The following is a 20,474-nucleotide window of genomic DNA, read 5'->3' on the forward strand; positions in this document are numbered from 1 at the left end:
CATCTATACAAGATAATAAAAAACTACGTGGAAAGACCGCATTTTGTATAAAAATATACGTTAAGTTGATGGATGTGTGGAAGCTCCCCATAAAAAGTCTTTTTTAAATGAACTATTGAGCATAATTTTTACCTTTCCTTTTCAAAAATAGTATTGTTATAGTTTGTTTATATTAAGCTTGTTTCACTAAAAATGTTTCATAAACACTTATAAGCTCTTCCGCTATTATTTTAAATCCTTCTGCACTCATTAATTGATCTTCTGCATGTGCTAACAATAAGCTTACTTCTACTTTTTCACCAGCTGCTTCTTTACTAATTAATCCAGCATGCGCTCTATGCCCTTCAATGAAAGTTTCACTACCTTCATTCATTAATTCTCTTGCTTTTTCAAAGTTACCCGTTTTTGCTTCTTGAATTGCTTCAATATATGAAGATCGTGCGCTACCTACCGCTGATATAATTTGAAATACTACTAATTCATTTTGTTCCATAACTATTCTCCTAACATTTTTTTATTTTTATTATTTAAAAAGCAATCAGTGAGGTTTAGCTCATCCCCACTGATTACTAGCCCACAATAATCGGGTTTTTGAGAAATAGATTATTATTGTTGTTGTGCTGCTTGTTGTTCTGCCTCATAAGCTTTCTTATCTCCCATTTTAAAGAACGGATAATATAGTAGAATTTGAGAGATAATAATTAATATCGTCATGATTAATAGTAACCAACCACCAGAAATATAACCTGCAAATGGTGCTGGTGTTACCCATGGCAATTCAATGAGCGGGTTAAATTTAGATAATATCCCTGTAATGCCAAGGAATACGATACAGATTAACCCACCGACGATTGAAGATGCTACTAATGGAATAAAATATATTGGATTCAGAACAAGCGGTAATCCAAATACAATCGGCTCATTAATATTAAAGATATTTGGGACGATACCGATTTTTCCAAGTGATTTATATTGCTCCGATTTCGCAAATAACAGATTTATTGCTAAACCTAACGTATTTCCTGTTCCACCAATGGCAACTGCAAAATGCATTAAACTAAATGCTAAGTAAGGAATTTCCGAAAATGGTGTTCCTGAAGCAAAAGCTGTAATTGCAGCTGTAAATAACGGAGCCGTCGCACTATACCATACATTTATAATTGGTGCTGGATGTAAACCGAAGAACCAACATATATTCATAAAAGTAAAGATAGCAATAACTGACCATACAGACGATCCAATTACTTTTACAGGTAACGCTATAACTTGACTCACAAAGTTGAAAATATTTTCATATGGAGTATAGCCAAATATTACTCTAATAAAGAAGATAAGCGTGAAAATGATGATTGAAATAAACACAGGATTAATCGCCTCAGCTACCATAGGAGGTACTGATTCTGGCAATTTTACTCCAATATTTTTTCTTTTTAATGCACAGTACAACTTAGCGGTGAAAACGCCGACAAACATGGCAACAAATATTCCATCACTACCTAAATACTGATTTAAAATAGCTGGAATTTGTTCTTCTCCAACCTTAATTGACATTGGCATTAAGCATAAGAAACTACCTAGCGCTATAACAGCAGCTGTCATTCCATTCATGCCTTCCTCTTTCGCATAGGAATAAGCGATAATGACAACCATATACACTGCTAACAAGCTTAATGTCGCACTAATCATGTCTTGCATATGCGTATATACACCAATTTGAATTAAAAATTCTTTCCACCCTTCAAATGGTAGATTACCTAAAATAGCAAATAATGTAACACCGATCGTAACAGGAATTGTCATCATCATCCCTGATGTAATAGCATTTACTACTTTACTATTTCCGAGATAATTTGTTAGTGGTGTGATGATTCGTTCTAGTCCGTTTTATGTCCCTTCTAACAGGTTCATAATTACCTCCAACATTTACATATTTTATTAAGTCTATTTTTTACCTTTTTCTACATAGCTCATATCATTTACAGATTGAACTTTATATTTCCCGTCTTTATACACAACTTTTGAAACACTTGCATTTCCTAACCCTTCTTCAACCTCATTTAAAGATTCAGGAGATATTGAATATAATAGATCCATTAAAGATATACCATGTGATACAACAAGAACTTTACCGCCGCCATCTTCTGCTACTTCTTCTGCAATTTGATCAACTTCTTTTTTCATTCTCTTTGTGACTGTTTCAGTATCTTCAGCCTGTTTACTGTTATCAATCTTCGCTGCAGTTTTTTGCATAATATCGATGTCGAAATTGTTCATAAATTCTTCATATGTCATATTATTATCTTGGGCAAGTTTTTCCCGAAAAGTATGATTTAACTCCCCTTCAAACTCACCGAAACATGCTTCCCGCAAATTTTTACTTTGATTGATATTCATATCTTTATTTCCACTTTGATCTAGCACAATTTTCGCTGTTTCTATTGCACGTCCACTATCGCTACTATATGCCTTTTCAAACTTAACTTCTTTCAACCCTTTCCCAAGGTACTCTGCTACTGCAACACCATCTTTTGTGAGTGGTGCATCTGCCCATCCTTGTACTCTATCAGTCGTATTTAGCATCGTTTTTCCATGTCTTACTAAATAAAACTCAACCGGCTTTTCTTCTTTTTTCTCCTTAACTTGTTCTGTTTTATTAGGTGAACACCCAAATAGAGAAACGGTCAAAGAAGCTATTAGGCAGAACGATAACATTTTTTTATTCATTATGAACTCTCCTTATGGGCTTATAAAAATATGCATGCACCACAAGAGTAGAATGATATTTTTATAATAAAGATATTTAAAAATTATTTTGACTGATTAAACAACCAATTTATCATCTCTTTATCCTGCAAAGCTGGTACCCAAGAAAAGTGCCCCATTGGTTTAACGATTCCAGTTGGATATTCTGTATATTTGACCAAAGAACCACCTAGTTCTTTAATAGCTTGTAAAGCATCTCTGCTATATCTCACATCAACTAGCGGATCATCTTCTGCATGAAAGACCCAAATTGGCATATCTTTAATATCCTTGAATACTGAAGTATCTTTCATCGGTTCATATTCACTAACAAGCTTATTTCCCGGCAAATCTCCTATTCCACAAATCGGAACAGCAGCTGCGAAAAGATCTGGGTTCTTCTTAATAACATTCCAAGTCCCAATTCCACCATTGGACATACCAACAACATATATGCGATTTTTATCAATATCATATTTATCGATGGTTTCTTTTAGCAAATTAAACATAGTAGTATAGTTAGGTTCCTCGGTCCAATATGCTGTAAGGGTTTCAGCCGCTTCAACCTGAGGAGCTAACACATATGCAGGGTTTTTCTTTTGCTGTTCTGGATTAGCCCATGCTACAGCGCCCTCATTTCCTACGACTTGCATATAGTTGTCATTTCCTCGTTCACCTGATCCATGTAAAAATAAGACTAGTGGATATTTTTTGTTAGGCTCTTTTTTAGGCTCAAAAAGTCTATATTGCATTTTGCTTCCAGAAGCATCTTGATATATCCCTTTTTTGAAATCATCTACAACAGGAGTAACTACATTTGAAATTTTATTTTTCTGTTCGGATGCTTTAAAAGTTGCACCTTCTTTTGTTTTAATTTCTTTCGTAAGAGTTAACTTATAATCTAAATTATCTCTTGTACTTAAAAATTTTTCTTCATCAAATGTTGAGGTAGATGCATGTTTATCGTTTTCATCTAATTCGATTACAACGTATTGTCCGTCTTTTGAAGCTTCTGATACCTCAGCTTTATTATTTGTATAAACTTTAGTTATGTTTCTATTTTGAGGTTTCCCATTCACTTCCACCTCAACTTTGAAACTATCTTTTGTTAATTTTGAGCTATCTATTGTATCTCCAAAGTCACAAACGATGGTAGCTCCTACTTCCCCATACGGCAGAACATTCGTTATAAGTGTTATATCTGAATCTTTTAAAGCCTTACCTTTGCTTTCTGATGAACATCCTGAAAGTACCAAACCACCTGCTAGACTCCCTATTACCATACATAAAATTGGAAATTTCCTTATCTTTTTCAGACGATGACCTCCCTCAAAATATGTACTTTTCATAACTGACATAACTCATAAGCTCGTTAATCGTTCCCTATGCAGAAACTTTTAATCACCTAAAATGGTTTTCACTCGTTCAATTACTTTTTTTCCATCTAACATGCCGTAAGCTGCCATATCAATTACTTCAATATGCTTTTCTGGCAATTGTTTTTTCACATTATTTAATGCATATCGAACTTGTGGTCCTAATAAAATCACATCAGCTGCTGGGCCAACATTTTGTGCTTCCGTTAATGCATAAGCATTAATTTCACAGTTATAACCTGCCGTTTCTGCAAACCCTCTCATTTTATTCATTAACATACTTGTAGACATACCTGCATTACATAAAAGTACGATGTTTCTCATATTAAAAACCTCCAATATTTGTTTTAAGTGCTTTGCATACTCTTCATTTCTGCAAGCGCTTTCTTTATAGGTTCAATATAAACTATGGTCTAAGACTAGGGTCAATAGCTTAATTTAATTAATTCATTTATTTTGTATAATTTATATAAAGTGAAGCTTTAATCAACCGGATTTTGTTCATTCCCCACTGATTATTAGCCCATACTAATTGGGCGTTTACCGACAGCCCGACTCCCACCTAACTTCTTTGCTCCACCTGAATTTTGAGGTGGGAGTTTTACTGCCCACAAATAGCGGGATAAACTTAACTGGACACCCCATGAAAATTCTTTTGTTCCAAAAAAAAGGTGCATGTAATTGTAGACTGCGTCTAACAATTACATGCACTTTTTCATTTCATTCTCTACTTCACATTTACGAGGTCACCTTGCATTATTTGATTTCATAATAGGAATCATAATAATATAATGTTCAACTGTTTTATCTTGACTCTTTGTTTCACAAACGTATCGACATAAAATATCTCCGTTAAGAGAGTATCCCTGTTCCTGCATAATATGGAGTGGTTCATCTAATATCAACGATGATAACGGTTCATTTACGTCTTTTTCATATAAATAATTCAAGCACTGTCCCATAGGTATTTGAATAACCGAATCATCCATAGGTAATTGACATTCTTTCATCTTTGATTCAGAGATAGCCATTACCCAGTAACTATTATCTATATTTTTCATTTTATATTCTTCAAGTGGAATACATAATGCTGTAGAAACTGTTGGCAAGAAATTCAACCATTTTTTTAATAGAGGATTTACACATAACGTTCCTTCATTTAAATGAACATGTTTGAGAAAATAATAAGTCTCTGCTTGTTTTATAACCCATCGCTTATCTTCTTGTTTATATTCTTGTAATAAGTTCATAAATTCATTTATTTGCTTTGTTTCTAACTCTAACTGTTTTATCGCTTCATTTTTTTCAGCTATTTTATCATTACATTTTTTCATTATGTCATCATATTCTAAACCGTTAAAAACCGATCCAATTTCCTTGACATGAAATCCCATTTGTCTAAAGCTTCTAATTGCTAAAAATACTCCGAAATCCTCATATGTATAAAATCTAAAACCATTATCTTTGTCTTTTTGTGGTTTTAGGAACCCTTTCTTTTCATAAAACCTTAAAGCATCTATTGAAACTCCAAATTCCTTTCCTACTTCTCCTATTTTATATTTCTTCATGTATATCACCTTCAACTCTATAATTCCTTTAAATACCTATATAGTGTAACAAGTTTTGAAAAACAATTATATAAAAATAAAGTGAAACTTTAATCAGTGGGATAAAAGAGATTTCGGATAAAGGTGAAACCTCCTTTTATCAAAATAGAACATCACTGGAAATATAAACTTCTATTATCCTACTACTTCCCCATGCATATCATAAAGCTTTAATGCCATCATTAAATTAAATCTCACTTCCGCATGATTTAAATCAACTGAAATGAGTGATTCAATTTTTTCTAACCTGTACAAGAGAGAACTTCTATGAATAAAAAGTTCTTCTGCCGCACTTTTTACATTTCCATTGTTTTGTAAGAACACATGTAATGTATTATATAAATCAATATTCTTCCCTTCTGAATATTCAATCAGTGGACCAATTTGTTTCTTTACAAAAAGATCTACAGCGGTTGGATGGTTTAAATGATGTAAAATGGCATACGATCCTAGATCTTCAAATAGCGCAAACCCCTGTTTGCGAAAGCGACTATCTAAAATATTTAAAGTCTGTATAGCTTGCTGATAACTAATATAATAGTCTTCCAATTGTTTTGTAACACCGCCAATCCCTAATAAAACACGACAGCCTATAGGTGATGAGCCAATCCATTTTTTTATGCTATAAAACATCGATTCCCAAAATGTATCAGCGATTTTTTTCTGATTTTCAATAGGAACAATTAAAAGTTGTTCATCATTATGGGATACTGCTAAAATACCTGTCCCGATTTCTGGAAGACGCGTCTTAATCAAGTCCCATATAAGTGACTTTTTCGCTTGTTGTTCGAGTAGGTTTCCTTTCTTTAATTCTTTCTCATCGAGTGAAATTGATAATACCGCTACTCGATGTTTTTTGAAAAGATTCCATTGATATAAATTAGCATATTGCAAAATATTATCTCGATCCTCAATTTTTTCAGTTAATAATTTACTAATAAAACTGTCTTTCATCTGTTCTTTCGTATCTAGAACTAGCTTTTGTTTAATAAACTGGATGGAGCATATATTTCGGGCTAAATCAACCGTTAATTGATCAAATTCATCCATCCCTCCACTAGATCTTCGTACTGCTAAATAACCTAAAAAATTACCGCCCCCATTAATAATCCAAAACGAAAAACAATAATCACTATTATTCGGATCATTAATTTGGAAAGTATCAGTAAATCTTTGCTTTTTACGTTCTTCTCTCGTTAGTTCAGCTAAATGTTCTGCTAAGCGACTATCCTTTTCATCATTAAATGCTATTGGTTGCATAAATCTATCAAAAATAAATACTGTATCCTGAAACAGACTACCAAGCATTGTTGTAATACCTTCAAAATTATTATCATCGACCGTTTCTTTTAATAAAGCTTGCTGATAATCTAATAGAAAATGAAGACGTTGCTTATGTTCTTTCTCGCCATTATATAATCTTGCATTATCTAGTATAGTGGCCAAATGATTTGCAATCATTTCAAGTGATTTTGAATCTGCCTCCGTAAAAACCCCTTCACATTTCTTTTCAACGTGTAATACTCCAATCGGTTTCATATCAATAATGATTGGAGCAGTAAACTGTTCACCACCAATCGTTTCAAAAAATGGAAAGTGTTCTTTTAATACATATTTATCCTCAACCATAATTTTGTATGGCCTTCTCATTTCTCCATATGATGGTGGTTGTAGGACAAAACAATTTTCCGTCTCGTTATACAAGTAAACACATGCAAAATGCGAATTTGTTTCCATTCCCGCTTTAGAAGTTACTTCATATACATGCTTTTCTAACGGCACATCTAGTGACAGATTTTTGCTAATCCATCCAAAGCCTTCAATCTTTTTCAACTGCGACTCTTTTTGCCTTGCGACAGCTATTGCCACTGCTATATCTTTTCCGAACTCTTCAAATGATATTTCCATATCTAAAAGCGGGACATGATTTAAAAAGGCGACAATACAAAACCCAAAATGCTGAATATCATCTTTTAACGGGACGGTAAACCAAGTCTCCGCACCAGCACTTTTCAATGTTTCAGATAGAAGACACACTTCTGGTTCATCTGCCGTTTGATCCGTTATGCTTTGATATTGTAGTTTAGAAGAACATTCATCAGCATGAAGAGGAAACGCTGAAGCTAAAGAAGTTAAATTTCCACTCCACGCTTTTGGCAAAAACTGTCCTCCTTCATTAATAATTACAGCAACGAAATCACAATGTAATTCTGCGCAAAAAGAATGAGTTAAATACTGAAGCGCCTCTTCTTCCGTATCGATTTTAATAAGCTGCCTTGATGTATTTCGTAAATGATATTCTATTCTTTTCATTAATCTCTCTCTTTTATTACTAGACACGCCCCATCCCCCATTTCACCTTTTTATCTATTGTATAAGAAACGTCACATAAAACAAAAGTAAATATTCTAATTATTCACTAAACATTTTTAAATCCCGAAGAAATGTGTCCCCGGGATTGATCATTCACTATTTTGCTGTAGTTACATTATTATTTCCACTAGCAATCTCTTTTTTCTCTTTATAATAAATCCCATGTTCTTCCTTAACAAATAACAATGCTATACCACCGATTACAGCAGCAGTCGCAATTGCCGCAAAATTATATTGAGGCAATAAATGCATGGAAAGAAGAATACCTACCAACGTCGGAGCTACCACACCTCCAAGACGCCCAAAGGCCATTGTACTTCCTACTGCTGTTGAGCGCATATTACTAGGATAATATTGAGAAACGAATGCATTTGACATATTTTGAAGTCCGACAGAAGAAGCCCCAATCACTGAAATTAACAAAAACCCCAAAAACATATTATTTACAAATCCGATGAGTGATAACGCAATTGCTCCACAGAAAAATAATGGGACAAGTACCTTTTTAAATCCGATTTTATCTACTATTGGACCGAATATAAGTGTTCCAACAATAGCTCCAATTTGCATGACAGCCGTAAATGTGAGACTTGATTTAAGATCGTACCCTGACTGCATCATAAGCCTTGGTAACCATGTACTCATAGAGTAAATGAGTACGAAAGCACTGAAACATGAAATCCAAAACATAATTGTACTTACGGCGCGCTTTTCCTCAAATAACTTAACAACCGGAGAACCAGCTTCTTTAGTTGATGGTTTTGTAAATTCAATTGCCACATCTTTACTTAATTGTGGATTTACCTTAGCTATTACTTTTTTAGCTTCTTCTATTTTCCCTTTCATTAAAAGAAAACCAACAGACTCAGGAATACTTTTCATTAAAAACGGGATAAACAATAACGGAATTCCTGCTAACCAAAAAACAGGCTCCCATCCTGCTGTCGTAAGAAGGGAACGACTTGTAAGTGCTGCTGCCATTGCTCCAACTGAATATCCGCAAAAAATAAAAGATACGATAGCAGTTCGAACTCGTTTCGGCGAGAATTCTGTTGCTATAGCAATTACATTCGGCATAACTCCGCCAAGCCCTATACCTGCGATAATACGGAAAACCGCAAACATTACAGGACCGTTCGCAAAACCAGCTAGACATGTAAATAGACTAAATAAGATTGTAGTTACTAGTATGATATTTTTACGACCTATTTTATCAGCTAATAAACCAAAGAAAGCAGCACCAATTGCCGTTCCTATAGCTGTATAACTACCAATTGCCCCTGCTGTAACATCCGATATTCCCCACTCTTTAATGAGCGAAGGTACTGTTGCTCCATAAATAACAGCATCATATCCATCAAATGCAATTACGATAAACAACCAAAATATTAACCAAATATGCATGGAATGAATACGACTCTCGTCTATCACATTCATCGGGTTAATCGATTTCATCTTAATAGCCTCCTTATATGGGAATTTTCCCTTTCTTGTATTTCAATATCAGTAAACGCTTTCAATTACCTCCTCCTTAGTTTCTGGTATTTTTTCTGAATTTTCCGTATTTAAATTGTAATAACTACTATTAAAAATTGTTATCCGCTTTTTATAGGAAATAGAAATGTAATATTCCTATTTAATGCGGGCTTCGCTTCATAGCCATTAAAATTTGAACATAAAAAAAGAGGTGTAATAAGCACCTCTTTTGCATGTATTTTGATAATTATTATTCATTCAAACTTTAATTGTTTCTATTGTTTCTTCAAGTTTTTCTATTATTTTTGCTATAGCTGTCATTGAATTCTCTGTTTCAAATTCCCCAACATTTAAAGAATGGTTTGCGTTTTTGACAATCTTAATCTTTAGATTCGATTGATCTAATTGCTCCATTTGACTTGCATTGTATTGATGATCTTTGTCTCCAATTACTAAAAGCCCGTCGTGATGACTGTGTAAGATAGAATCAAAAATCGAATCAAACGTCAGTAAAGGTGTAAGTAATATCATTTTTGACTGTAAGTATTCTTCTCTCTTCATTAAATCATTCGCAATCGGGATTGTTCCGAGTGATTTTCCTAAAAACATCGAATCGTTGTATTGTCCATTTCTTAGCACTTCATTAATAATAGGATTAATATCATCCATCATTACTTTCGTTACTTCTTCCATTGGTTTTTCCATTAACTGTCCATCATAGGAATAATGAATATGAACTACATCTATTTTATTTTCAAGCATAAGCATCGTTGCATAATAAAATAACGGCTTGTCATAATTGTAGCCTGAACCTGAAAACATAAAACAAACCGCACTGGAACCCTTTTCGATATGTGTGTAACGAATGACTTTGTCGTCTATATGTATTTCCTTTTTAGTCCCCTTCACCGTTTTCCCCTCCGGACATGTTTACTTTTGTAAAACGATATGTTCTGTATGAACTGATATATCCATTACCTTTTCTTTTATAAATGCTGGTTGTAAGTTATATGTATCTAATTTTTCTATCGGCACCCACTTAAATATATACCTTCTACCTTCTTCTTCCAAAATATATTGATCCGCTCCATTCGCAGGTAATTCATGTAGCTCTACTTCATAATAAAAACTAATTTCATGAAACTTTCGTTCAGAAAGTGTAAAGAAATTTTCAACTGACCATATTAATCTATTCACTTCAATAGGAACAGCTAGTTCTTCTGCAAGCTCTCGTTTTAATGCATCTTCACTATTTTCTAGCATTTTCACGCGCCCGCCTGGTACGTACCAATAATCTTCGCCTTCATTTTGAAGAATGAGAATCTTATTACCCTGTTTACAAATTGCTCCGACTCGGTAATTAAAACATGTTTCCTCTACTTTAAATGTAAGATCCATCCCAATGCCCCCTATATATTAAATATCGAATTATTACTAAACTATTATGTATATACTGTACAAATAAGATTACTAAATTTTTCTATTTCGTTCAATGATTTTCGAACTTTCCAAAAATTAAATTCAACTTTCTGTCATTATAAATATATATACATATGTTACAATCACAATGCACACTAGAAAAGCAATATGGGGGTACGAATGGAAACGTTATTAATCCAGCAAAATGAGAAATCAAATAAGTTTTGGAAAATCATTGTGAAAGATAGAGACTACGTTGTGTTTTACGGAAAAATTGGCACAGCTGGTAGTGTAAAAGCGAAAGAGTTTGAAACAGAAGAAGAATGTATAAAAGAAGCTAACAAACTAATCGCTTCTAAACGAAAAAAAGGATATACAGACCCGTGCCTTGGGGAAGATTACATAAAGGAAAAAACGATAACGGAAGAAGAATTTTGGGAGTTACTCGCTCGTGCAAAAACGAAAGGTGAAGATCAAGAAGAACAACTAGAATGGCTTACTTCTCACCTTGCTAAACGTACAGTACATGAAATTGTAGCTTTTGATACACATATGCACCGTATTTTGAAAGATTCCTATACGTCTCGTTTATGGGCAGCTGCTTATATTATTATGGGTGGTTGTTCGGATGATAGCTTTGATTATTTCCGTGGATGGTTATTATATCAAGGAAAAGAGACTTACGAAGCATGTATTGAAGATCCAGAACGGTTAATTCCTGTATTAGAAAATTTGAGTGAGTATGATGTTCCAGAAATAGAAGAACTTACGCTATATTTCGGACAAGAAGTATACGTGGAGAAGACTGGGGATGAAGATGATACATACTTTATACTATACCATGTCTTATCAAATGCAGAATTTGAGGAAGTTGATATCGAGTTAGACTGGGATGAAGATGACGAAGAAGGTTTGAAAAATATGTTTCCTAAGTTATGGGAAGTGTATGGAGAAGATCCGATTGAGTGGTAGATGAATATTAGGACTCTGTTTAACCAATAGACAGAGTCCTTTTTTCATAGAATTCTTATTTAAACTCTCTTTATTTCATACCACTTATCTAACAGCACCTTTTCTCTTTCAATTGAAATACCTGCTTTTAATTCCCTATCTTTCGTTTCTCTCATCCACTCATAAACGTCTGTAACAGTATCTTCTAAACTTCTAAAAGCGAGCCCCTCTTTAACCGCGCTCTCTATATTAATAGAGAATCCACCTTTCCATGGATCTTTTTCACCTTCTAATGAAAAAGTTTCTGGAAGCCATAATGGCATCTCTGTCCATGGCTGCACTTTATTCTCATTCATAAATGATTCATCGACCCAAACGAATTCAGCATCGCTATTCGTAACTTCCTTGCACGTATTTAATAGTTCTTCCATCGTCAATTCATAATTTGGACCTGTTACATTGAACTTGCCTGTTTTATTATTTTCTGTCATGTTCAATCCCCAGTGCGCGACATCTTTTATATCAGCTAACTGTACTGGACGGTCTTTTCTTCCTGGCACTAACACATTCCCGCCCTTTGCTACGCGCTGAATCCAGTATGGAAGTCTATCTGTATAATCAAAAACTCCCGAAAGAAGTCCTGCTCTTACGTGTAAAACACGCCCTGGCCAATACCTCTCTGCTTCTTTTTCACATAATACTTTAAGTGCACCGTAATTTTCATAAGGAGATACCTCCCCACTCTCCACAGCCTTTACCTTATCACTCGGTGGTTCAGGTTGTAATATATAGTCTTCTTTTATATGATGCGGAATCCAATCTTTATATACAGAAACACTTGATATAAATGTATAGTGTTCAATATTATTTTTTAGCACTTCTCCTATTTTCTTTATGTGATGTGGAGCAAATCCACACGTATCAACTACAACATCCCATTTTCGGTTTTCTAAACTTGATACATCATCATTTCTATCACCGATTAACTGCTCTATTTCAGGAAAAATTTCTTTATTCGTTCCCCGATTAAATAATGTAACTTCATGCCCTCTTTTCAACGCCTCTTTTACGAAAGCTCTTCCTAAAAAGCGTGTACCACCTAGTATTAGAATCTTCATGTTTCTCCTCCATTCGTGATAAAAAATTCCTTCTATATATTTAACGATTTTTTGTTATGAAAAGTTACGGGGGATTTGTTGTTTTACTTCAATTTTAATTCTATAGGCAAAAAAGAAACCATTTTGAAAAATTAATCAAGATGGTTTCTAAATTAAAAAGTAATTATATTTTATATGTATCTTAACTAAATTGCTAACTCTCATTCTGTTCATTAATTCTTTAACTCCGCACAACTTCCCCATCAACAAATCAATCTCAACAACGAAAGAATAAGCCCGATGCAAAGGCATCGAACTTATTTTTTTAAGCTTGATAGCTAATAGGTGTGAATTAAAATTAATATGAAGTCCAGCCGCCGTCTACAGAAATCACTTGTCCGTTTACAAGACTAGCTTCGTCTGAGCCTAAGAAGATAGCCAGTTGTGCAACTTCTTCTGGTTGTCCAGCACGTGGATTAATTGCCATACCTAATGCTTGGCGGCTCGCACCAAGTTCGCTCATATTTGTCATTGTAGAAGCAATGTTTGTTATGACTGCTCCAGGAGCGATACCGTTACAACGGATGTTGTTGTTCGCATACATAAAGGCAGTGTTTTTTGTTAGGCCAACGACTGCATGTTTAGATGCTGTGTAAGCAGCACCAGCACGTGCACCGTATAATCCACCTGCAGAAATATTATTGACGATCGTACCGCGTCCTTGTTCCAAGAATAGATTCACTGCAATACGCATTGTTTTCATTACAGATACTGTATTCACAGAGAAAACCTTCTCCCAGCGTTCGTCTGAAACTTCACCAACAGGCTCCATTCCATCCATAATACCTGCATTATTAACAAGAATATCTAATTTCCCGTAAGCTTGTTTTGTTTCATCGAAAAGACGTTGAACATCTTCATCAGAGGTAACGTTTGTTTGAACAGCTATGGCCTCTGCACCTATAGCTTTAATTCCTTGTGCTACATGTTGAGCCCCTTCTAAGTTTAAGTCTGATACAACGACTTTTGCTCCTTCTTTTGCATAACCTTCTGCAATTGCTTTCCCCATGCCTGACGCAGCACCAGTGACAATTGCTACTTTACCTTTTAATCTCATCTGAAACGGCCCCCTTTGTCTTTTATTGTACAGTTGTTCAATAAAAATTATAATAATATAAAAGAACGCTTACAATGAGCAAAAAAGCGATAAATGTTCAATAATTAACACATCGTAAGAAATGTGTTCAATAAGAGGTGAAAAAAATAATGCGTACAGATATACGTATTGTGAAAACAAAAGAGGCGTTACATAACGCATTGTTAGAATTATTAAATGAAAAAACTTTAGAAGTCATCTCCATCTCGGAAATTTGCAGAAAGGCAAAAATAAATCGTGGTACATTTTACTTGCATTATAAACAAGTAGAAGATTTATTTGAGGAGTATTTTAAAGAAATTACAGCAGATTTGACACGTTCTTATCAAGAACCTTATCGCTATGTATCAGTATTGAAAACTAGTAAATTAGATCCTTCTACAATTCGGATTTTTCATCATATCGAAAAATATAAATCATTCTACAGAATTGTTTTTTCCAAAAAGGTTCCTTTAATGTACTATTATTTATTTTTTGAGGAAATAAAGCATTTGTTACTTCAAGATAAAGAGGCTTTGCTTAATGAAGGAGTGAACCATTCACTTTATTGTTCCTACCAAGCGAATGCGATTATTGGCATCATTATTGAGTGGTATCAACATGATTTTTCTTATAGTACAAGTTATTTAAATGATCAACTTGTTCAATTTTTAAATATGGGAGTAGACGGTTAATTTAAAACAAAGTTGTATTGTTTATTAAAAAGATGTACCGAAACTAACTACACTCTGTTACGGCACTAACTGGGCAGGATAGCTCAATAAGAAAACTATCTCCATATGAAATAAAGTAACTCCAAAATATACAATAAAAGTTGATTTTGGAGTTATTTTTTGTTTAATTCACTTTACTTCGGCACTCTGCATCTAGACGGTAAATCTGTTGACCACGGCAAGACTTTATCAATTTTTTCTTCATTGTTTAAATCGATATTGGAGAACATCTAATTCTTTCTTCCGTAATCTTAATTTAACGACTTCTTTCTCACAACACTTACTTCTATCATAGAGAACAAAACAAGTATAACTAAATCTTTAAAACTTAATTCCCCTATACTCGTAAGCTGTATAGAATAATAATGATTAAAATAACCATTTTTACGCTCATAAAATTTCTCATCATAATAATCTCGAATTGATATAGCTATAAGTATCGGCAATATCGTTAATATAAATCCAATAAATAACATAATGAATATTTTTCTATTCACTGCTACTTCTTTTAATATTAACTTCATATATCCTCCGCATTTTATTACCTTTTTAATAGCTTTGATTAAACATAAATCTTTACTATAAAACTACTGAATTTACCTAATTTATTGAGGAAAGTGAAATTGAAGAGATTAAACAGATGATGTTCTTATTAGTGCTTTATATGGGCACAATGATTTAGTATTTTTATTATACATAGAAAACATGGGGCAAAATCAGGTTACGGAAAAATTTTACATTAGTAACATATAATTTACATTTAATTAATATTGGCTGTTTTCGTAAACACTGTTGTTTTTTATAAAATGAAATTTCCATGTGATTTGCTTTATAATATATATAGAATTATTTTACAGATTAATCGGAGGTGATTATATGAATTTGCTTAATATCTCTTTTGTGATATTGATGATGGCAGGATTATTATTGATTGTTTATGGATTACAGAAAAAATCCCAATTAACAATGCTCTTTGGTGGGATGGCTTTCTTAGCACCAATATTTTATTTCATTGGTTGGACTCCTCTTTTACCTTTTGTTGCTCCGATTGCATTGGTAATTTCATATCTTGGGAAGAAAAAGGTAAAACCGCTTAAACATACTCTTTAAGGGGTCTGTTTTTTTGCACACCTTAACATTTCAACTGTTCTATAATTTGACTTCTGACACGCTGAAATAAGCATTTTCTCTACTCGTTTATCAAAGGCTAAGTCTTTGCCTATTTCGAGCCAACGGAACCAAAAAAGTTAAGTATCCGAATATTAGAGTTAATATATAAAAATCTTATTTATTAAAACAATGCTCCTATCAAATTGACAGGAGCATTGTTTTTTCAACCTCTATTTACTTTTATATACTTGAATTGAAATGATCGAAATTAAACTGAGCAACCCCATAAATAAACAAGTCGCGCCTAGAATTGTATAAGAATTTCCGTATCCTTGTAATAAAGCTAAATACGTACTTGTATCCATATGACCGCCCTGCTCTGCAACAGATTCACTTGTTGCCTTACTCCCCATTTCTGGTGCATTTATTAGTACATACACACCGATAATAGCTACTAAAGCTGAAATGATTTCTACAACATTAGACTTTGTCATCATACCCTCACCTTTCAAACAACGTCTTTTATCCATCTAGTGAAGTCTCTTTCTATCTCTTACTATACTAGCAAAAAAAAGAGATATAATTTAATCCCCTTCTCTATTACTAGAATCAATAATATGAAAATATTCATTCTGTCTATTTCCATTTCATATATAATTAAAATATCCAATATTTGATTAACAAATTATATGTACTTAGGTAGGTGATAAATATTAATAAAAACATAGTTTATCATTCAACATTTTACATTTATTCTCTCACATCGTTCTTTTATATCTTTTTGCTAAACATAGAAAATGGTCGTAGTTATTTGGGTTTCACGATGGTTGTTCCGTTGTTAGCCGTTATTTTATATCAAAAAGCATATAAGAAACAAGAAATTTTTCATACATTTGGCATTTCACGTCCAACATTAAAATCACTAATTTTCTCCATTTTATTCCCACTACTTCTAGGTCTATGTCTCCATTTCTATTTTTATATTTATAATATAAAGTTCTTATTTAATCACTGCAATGAATTGGGATTTCTCCTACTCATTGGTCTTACAATTGCAGCTTTGTCTGCATTTTTAGAGGAAATCATTTGGCGCGGGAATCTTCATTACTATTTACGAAAAAAATATTCATTAATACAAACCGCAATAATTACAGCTTCACTTTGGTCTTTATGGCATTTACCAGTAGCACTCTTTTATAAGAACTATGAGCTATGGTTTGTAGGAATATTAAGTTATCTATCATTATTATTTATATTATCTATAATTTTGACGTACACGAGAGAGTACGGTCGTTCTGTACTACCACCCGCAATTTTACATGGTATGTTTAATGTATTTTTTTTAATAGATGGATTGCAAAACAAGTGGGATGCCAGCCTAATGGAGTTAATTAAATTTATCTTTTTAGCAATTGCGCTCTGCATTATGTATCTTATACATCGAAAAGTTAAAAAATAGTTAACAATTTAAAAAATTGTTTCAGTTTAATGTACCTTAATTAGCTCATTAAGTACTTCAACACCTTTCAATTATTCAATAATCGTATAGGTGTTGAAGTTTTCTAATTTTAATTGAACGACTCCGTTCTCACAGCACTTATTTCAATTATGTAGAACATAGCAAGTATAACTATTTCTCCTATTGTAACTTTTGTAAAACTTTTAAATAAGGAAATATACACTCTTTGATTAATCTCCATCTATCCTGCGCTTCCGGTATAATCTCTGAAGCAATCACCACCACCAATTCCTTCTCCGGAATACAGCAAATCACATTCCCACCATCGCCCATTGCACAGTATGAAAAGATTCCATCTTCTTCTCGTAACCACCATAAGTATCCATATCGATTTGGATTCATTGCTATTGATTCTTGTACCCATGACTTTGAAAGGATTTGCTTTCCACCATAAATACCTTCATTCAAATACAAATGTCCAAACTGAGCCATATCTCTAGCTGTTAACGTAAGTCCCCAGCCGCCCGTTGAAATACCGTTTGGATCGTGAACCCATCCTTTTACATCCTTTCCGAATAAATCATCGAATCCAAATGCTTTCATATTGTAGTTTGGAATTTCTCTCATACCGATAGGCTGAAATAAGTATTCATTCGCAAATTCACGGGCACTTTTTCCTGTTACACTCGTAATGATTGCTGATAATACATGTGCACCTGCGGATGAATATTTAAAAGATCCAATTTCTCCGCCTTTTCCTGCCCTATTTAACGTATACTTCACCCAGTCCATTTGTGTACATAGTTCTTCTAACGGTTCCTGCCAGTCCGCATAAGGATATGAAGCTGTCATTGTAAGAAAATGCCGTACTGTTATTTCAGATGAATTAGAATTATATTCTGGGAAAAACTCTATTACGTTTTGATCAACGCTTTTTATATAGCCTTTATCTACACATATACCAATTAGCGCAGAGATAATCGTTTTTGTGACAGACGCTATATGAAATGCATCATCTAAACCGTAACCATTATAATATTTTTCAAAAATAACATTATCTTTCTGCATTACTAACATACCATTAATATTTTTGTATTCTTCTTTTATAATGCAATCTAACTTTTCAGCAGTTTTCATTGTTCTTCCCCCTTAATCAATGATTAAAAAGGTTCGATTGGTACATATATATCAACTATATGTTTCTGTTCTTGGTGCTGCCTTGGATCATTTTTATACACTTCAAAAGGATACGAATCTCTCGGTTTATACCCGCTATTTGGTAGCCATTCACAGTATAAAAAATCCCATGCACCCTTGTATTCATCTTGGAATATTTCAAAATGACCTACCGCATACTTGCCTGAAGGTATTACCATTATTCCAATGTCGCTCGTTTCTACTGCGGACTCATTCGGAATTGTTATACATAGACTTGTTCTTAACTGATAGTCTTCTGTAAACTCATGATGATCGTGGTAAATTGTTAATACTTTCGTATCCTCGAATACATGGTAGTTCTGCTCCGATGCGTAATGAAATAATTTTTCTATCATTTTTGGAAAATCTATAGCTAACTCTTTATATGTACCTACATGTCTTATGTATACGACGTTTACGGTCTCCGCTGTTACAATCTCAACATTTCCTCGAACCTTCTTACATTCATTGTATTGAGAAGGTTCACTTACGTCTTTGCAATTCTTGCTATTGTGGCTTCGATATTGAGATGGACTTACTCCGTAATAACTTTTAAATGTTCGGGAGAAAACTGCTGAATCTGTGAACCCGAAGTGATACGAAATGTCTGTAATCGTCATATCTGGCCGGTATGTAAGTAAATGTGTTGCCCTTTCTAGTTTCAAGCGATTTACATACCGAGATAACGGCTCATCTACTATTCCTTTAAAAATTCTATGAAAATGATACTTCGAAAATCCTGCTACATCCGCTAATTCTTCAATTGAAAGTGAATCATTTATATGTGATTCTATATAATCTTGCACTTTATAAATACGTCGTAAATATTCATTTCTACTTTGAGAACTCTCCATATTTATCACTCCTCACAACAAATAGGCTAACTTTACGTCAGCCTACTTTACATATTTTTTAAAAATAAAACTCTACTCCCACCGTTCCCGTCATAATTTGTATGTACGGATACACCTTCCATTTCATCATCCCCAGCCTCAATTCGAAAACCAATTTCTTGATGAAATAGTATCGAGTTTTTATTCACCGGTGACGTGATTGCTTTTACAACTTTACGGTTGTTTGCACGAGCGACATCAAAGAAATAAGAATACAGTGTCGATGCGATTCCGCTTCTTCTATATTTCGGATTTACACCAATAAAATGAACGTACGCTTCATCTTTATGTGTTTGTGAAAAAAATCCGCATAAGAAACCTAACGTTTCTCCCTCTTCTTCAATGATAAAACTCGTTTCTTGAAAGTGGACGAAGAACAACTTTGGCAACATATGAGCCATATCTCTCCCGCCCCACCAATCATTTAATACGGAATGAATCTTTACATAATCTTCCCCTTGAATGTTTCTTACTCGCATGTATTTCTCCCTTTCACTCACTTCATTTTTTCATATATTTTAATAACTGTTTCGACTAAAAGAATGAATACCCAAATACCTGAAAATACAAGAACAGACTGGAATATCGATCCAATTACCATAACACCAACTGCACCTGTTATTGAAAATGATATTCCACCAAGCCCTGGATCCTGTATAAGTGCTCCAGCAGAAAAAGCAGTTATAATAGATACGATTAAATAAATAACACTCATTATTTTTAATATTTTTATAGAAAGATACGATGTTTCTTCTTTCTCCACTTGTGATAATTCGATTTCCCCACTTGCAATTCCTTTTTGCAAGCAGTCTTCGCATAAAAATTCTTCCTTAATTTTTTTACCACCATGCAATGTACCTGTTATTTCTTTACATCGCGAACACTTCCGATTTATCATGTTTTTA

The 20,474-nt window shown here is 33.6% G+C and carries 21 protein-coding genes and 1 pseudogene; 4 read left to right on the top strand and 18 right to left on the bottom strand.

What is annotated here, in order from left to right:
• Positions 1–172: 172 nt before the first annotated feature.
• The 10 genes from SB773_RS19155 to SB773_RS19200 form a co-directional block, all read right to left on the bottom strand.
• The gene (locus SB773_RS19155) at positions 173–493 is read right to left on the bottom strand and encodes a PTS sugar transporter subunit IIA (RefSeq protein ID WP_060750403.1); all 321 of its coding nucleotides are present in this window, start codon (positions 491–493) and stop codon (positions 173–175) included.
• 113 nt (positions 494–606) lie between these two features.
• Positions 607–1,869, bottom strand: a complete 1,263-nt coding sequence (locus SB773_RS19160; protein WP_410591572.1) for a PTS sugar transporter subunit IIC — start codon at positions 1,867–1,869, stop codon at positions 607–609.
• Between the two features lie 72 nt (positions 1,870–1,941).
• On the bottom strand, positions 1,942–2,724 hold the full coding sequence (locus tag SB773_RS19165) for a histidine phosphatase family protein (RefSeq protein ID WP_410591451.1): 783 nt from the start codon (positions 2,722–2,724) through the stop codon (positions 1,942–1,944).
• 83 nt (positions 2,725–2,807) lie between these two features.
• A complete protein-coding gene (locus tag SB773_RS19170) occupies positions 2,808–4,100 on the bottom strand; it encodes a prolyl oligopeptidase family serine peptidase (protein WP_410591453.1) in 1,293 nt (430 codons plus the stop codon).
• 39 nt (positions 4,101–4,139) lie between these two features.
• Positions 4,140–4,442 carry a PTS sugar transporter subunit IIB gene (locus SB773_RS19175; RefSeq protein ID WP_215576423.1) on the bottom strand — a complete coding sequence of 101 codons (303 nt, stop codon included), beginning with the start codon at positions 4,440–4,442 and terminating at the stop codon, positions 4,140–4,142.
• A 422-nt stretch (positions 4,443–4,864) separates the two neighbouring features.
• Positions 4,865–5,686 (bottom strand): MerR family transcriptional regulator, encoded by an 822-nt coding sequence (locus SB773_RS19180; protein ID WP_131245612.1) that lies wholly within the window; start codon positions 5,684–5,686, stop codon positions 4,865–4,867.
• Positions 5,687–5,860: 174 nt separating this feature from the next.
• Positions 5,861–8,065, bottom strand: coding sequence for a helix-turn-helix domain-containing protein (locus tag SB773_RS19185; protein WP_410591456.1), 2,205 nt, complete (start codon positions 8,063–8,065; stop codon positions 5,861–5,863).
• A 129-nt stretch (positions 8,066–8,194) separates the two neighbouring features.
• Entirely contained in the window at positions 8,195–9,553 is a 1,359-nt protein-coding gene (locus SB773_RS19190) for an MFS transporter (RefSeq protein WP_044438168.1), read from the bottom strand.
• 279 nt (positions 9,554–9,832) lie between these two features.
• Entirely contained in the window at positions 9,833–10,483 is a 651-nt protein-coding gene (locus SB773_RS19195) for an alpha/beta hydrolase (RefSeq protein WP_410591458.1), read from the bottom strand.
• A gap of 21 nt (positions 10,484–10,504) precedes the next feature.
• Positions 10,505–10,972, bottom strand: coding sequence for an NUDIX hydrolase (locus tag SB773_RS19200; protein ID WP_060750394.1), 468 nt, complete (start codon positions 10,970–10,972; stop codon positions 10,505–10,507).
• 201 nt (positions 10,973–11,173) lie between these two features.
• On the opposite strand from SB773_RS19200, the gene SB773_RS19205 reads away from it, so the two are divergent.
• Positions 11,174–11,965 carry a DUF4240 domain-containing protein gene (locus SB773_RS19205; protein WP_410591461.1) on the top strand — a complete coding sequence of 264 codons (792 nt, stop codon included), beginning with the start codon at positions 11,174–11,176 and terminating at the stop codon, positions 11,963–11,965.
• A 59-nt stretch (positions 11,966–12,024) separates the two neighbouring features.
• On the opposite strand, the gene SB773_RS19210 is transcribed toward SB773_RS19205, so the two are convergent.
• The gene (locus SB773_RS19210; protein ID WP_410591463.1) at positions 12,025–13,062 is read right to left on the bottom strand and encodes an SDR family oxidoreductase; all 1,038 of its coding nucleotides are present in this window, start codon (positions 13,060–13,062) and stop codon (positions 12,025–12,027) included.
• 337 nt (positions 13,063–13,399) lie between these two features.
• Positions 13,400–14,158, bottom strand: a complete 759-nt coding sequence (locus tag SB773_RS19215; RefSeq protein WP_410591465.1) for an SDR family oxidoreductase — start codon at positions 14,156–14,158, stop codon at positions 13,400–13,402.
• Positions 14,159–14,307: 149 nt separating this feature from the next.
• Between SB773_RS19215 and SB773_RS19220 the strand changes: the two genes are divergently transcribed.
• Positions 14,308–14,871 carry a TetR/AcrR family transcriptional regulator gene (locus SB773_RS19220; protein ID WP_407707437.1) on the top strand — a complete coding sequence of 188 codons (564 nt, stop codon included), beginning with the start codon at positions 14,308–14,310 and terminating at the stop codon, positions 14,869–14,871.
• Between the two features lie 311 nt (positions 14,872–15,182).
• Here the strand turns inward: SB773_RS19220 and SB773_RS19225 are convergent.
• A pseudogene (locus SB773_RS19225) lies at positions 15,183–15,434 on the bottom strand (ABC transporter permease); the annotation flags it as partial.
• A 352-nt stretch (positions 15,435–15,786) separates the two neighbouring features.
• Between SB773_RS19225 and SB773_RS19230 the strand changes: the two are divergent.
• Positions 15,787–16,020, top strand: a complete 234-nt coding sequence (locus SB773_RS19230) for a hypothetical protein (RefSeq protein WP_131245605.1) — start codon at positions 15,787–15,789, stop codon at positions 16,018–16,020.
• A gap of 230 nt (positions 16,021–16,250) precedes the next feature.
• Here the strand turns inward: SB773_RS19230 and SB773_RS19235 are convergent, their stop codons facing one another.
• Positions 16,251–16,550 carry a hypothetical protein gene (locus SB773_RS19235; RefSeq protein ID WP_000361375.1) on the bottom strand — a complete coding sequence of 100 codons (300 nt, stop codon included), beginning with the start codon at positions 16,548–16,550 and terminating at the stop codon, positions 16,251–16,253.
• A 173-nt stretch (positions 16,551–16,723) separates the two neighbouring features.
• Here SB773_RS19235 and SB773_RS19240 point away from each other — a divergent pair, with 173 nt between their 5' ends.
• Positions 16,724–17,479 carry a CPBP family intramembrane glutamic endopeptidase gene (locus SB773_RS19240; RefSeq protein WP_131245603.1) on the top strand — a complete coding sequence of 252 codons (756 nt, stop codon included), beginning with the start codon at positions 16,724–16,726 and terminating at the stop codon, positions 17,477–17,479.
• Positions 17,480–17,659: 180 nt separating this feature from the next.
• On the opposite strand, the gene SB773_RS19245 is transcribed toward SB773_RS19240, so the two are convergent.
• From SB773_RS19245 to SB773_RS19260, 4 genes are read right to left on the bottom strand one after another with little or no spacing between them, the layout of a single operon-like run.
• Positions 17,660–18,616 (bottom strand): serine hydrolase domain-containing protein, encoded by a 957-nt coding sequence (locus tag SB773_RS19245; protein WP_131245602.1) that lies wholly within the window; start codon positions 18,614–18,616, stop codon positions 17,660–17,662.
• A gap of 23 nt (positions 18,617–18,639) precedes the next feature.
• Positions 18,640–19,530: an AraC family transcriptional regulator gene (locus SB773_RS19250; protein ID WP_215576432.1), complete on the bottom strand. Its 891-nt coding sequence runs from the start codon at positions 19,528–19,530 to the stop codon at positions 18,640–18,642.
• A gap of 47 nt (positions 19,531–19,577) precedes the next feature.
• A complete protein-coding gene (locus SB773_RS19255; RefSeq protein ID WP_131245600.1) occupies positions 19,578–20,048 on the bottom strand; it encodes a GNAT family N-acetyltransferase in 471 nt (156 codons plus the stop codon).
• Positions 20,049–20,065: 17 nt separating this feature from the next.
• A complete protein-coding gene (locus tag SB773_RS19260; protein ID WP_131245599.1) occupies positions 20,066–20,467 on the bottom strand; it encodes a DUF3980 domain-containing protein in 402 nt (133 codons plus the stop codon).
• Between the last annotated feature and the right edge of the window lie 7 nt (positions 20,468–20,474).

The sequence above is a fragment of the Bacillus sp. SIMBA_074 genome (assembly GCF_046534555.1).
Taxonomy (GTDB): Bacteria; Bacillota; Bacilli; order Bacillales; family Bacillaceae_G; genus Bacillus_A; species Bacillus_A mycoides.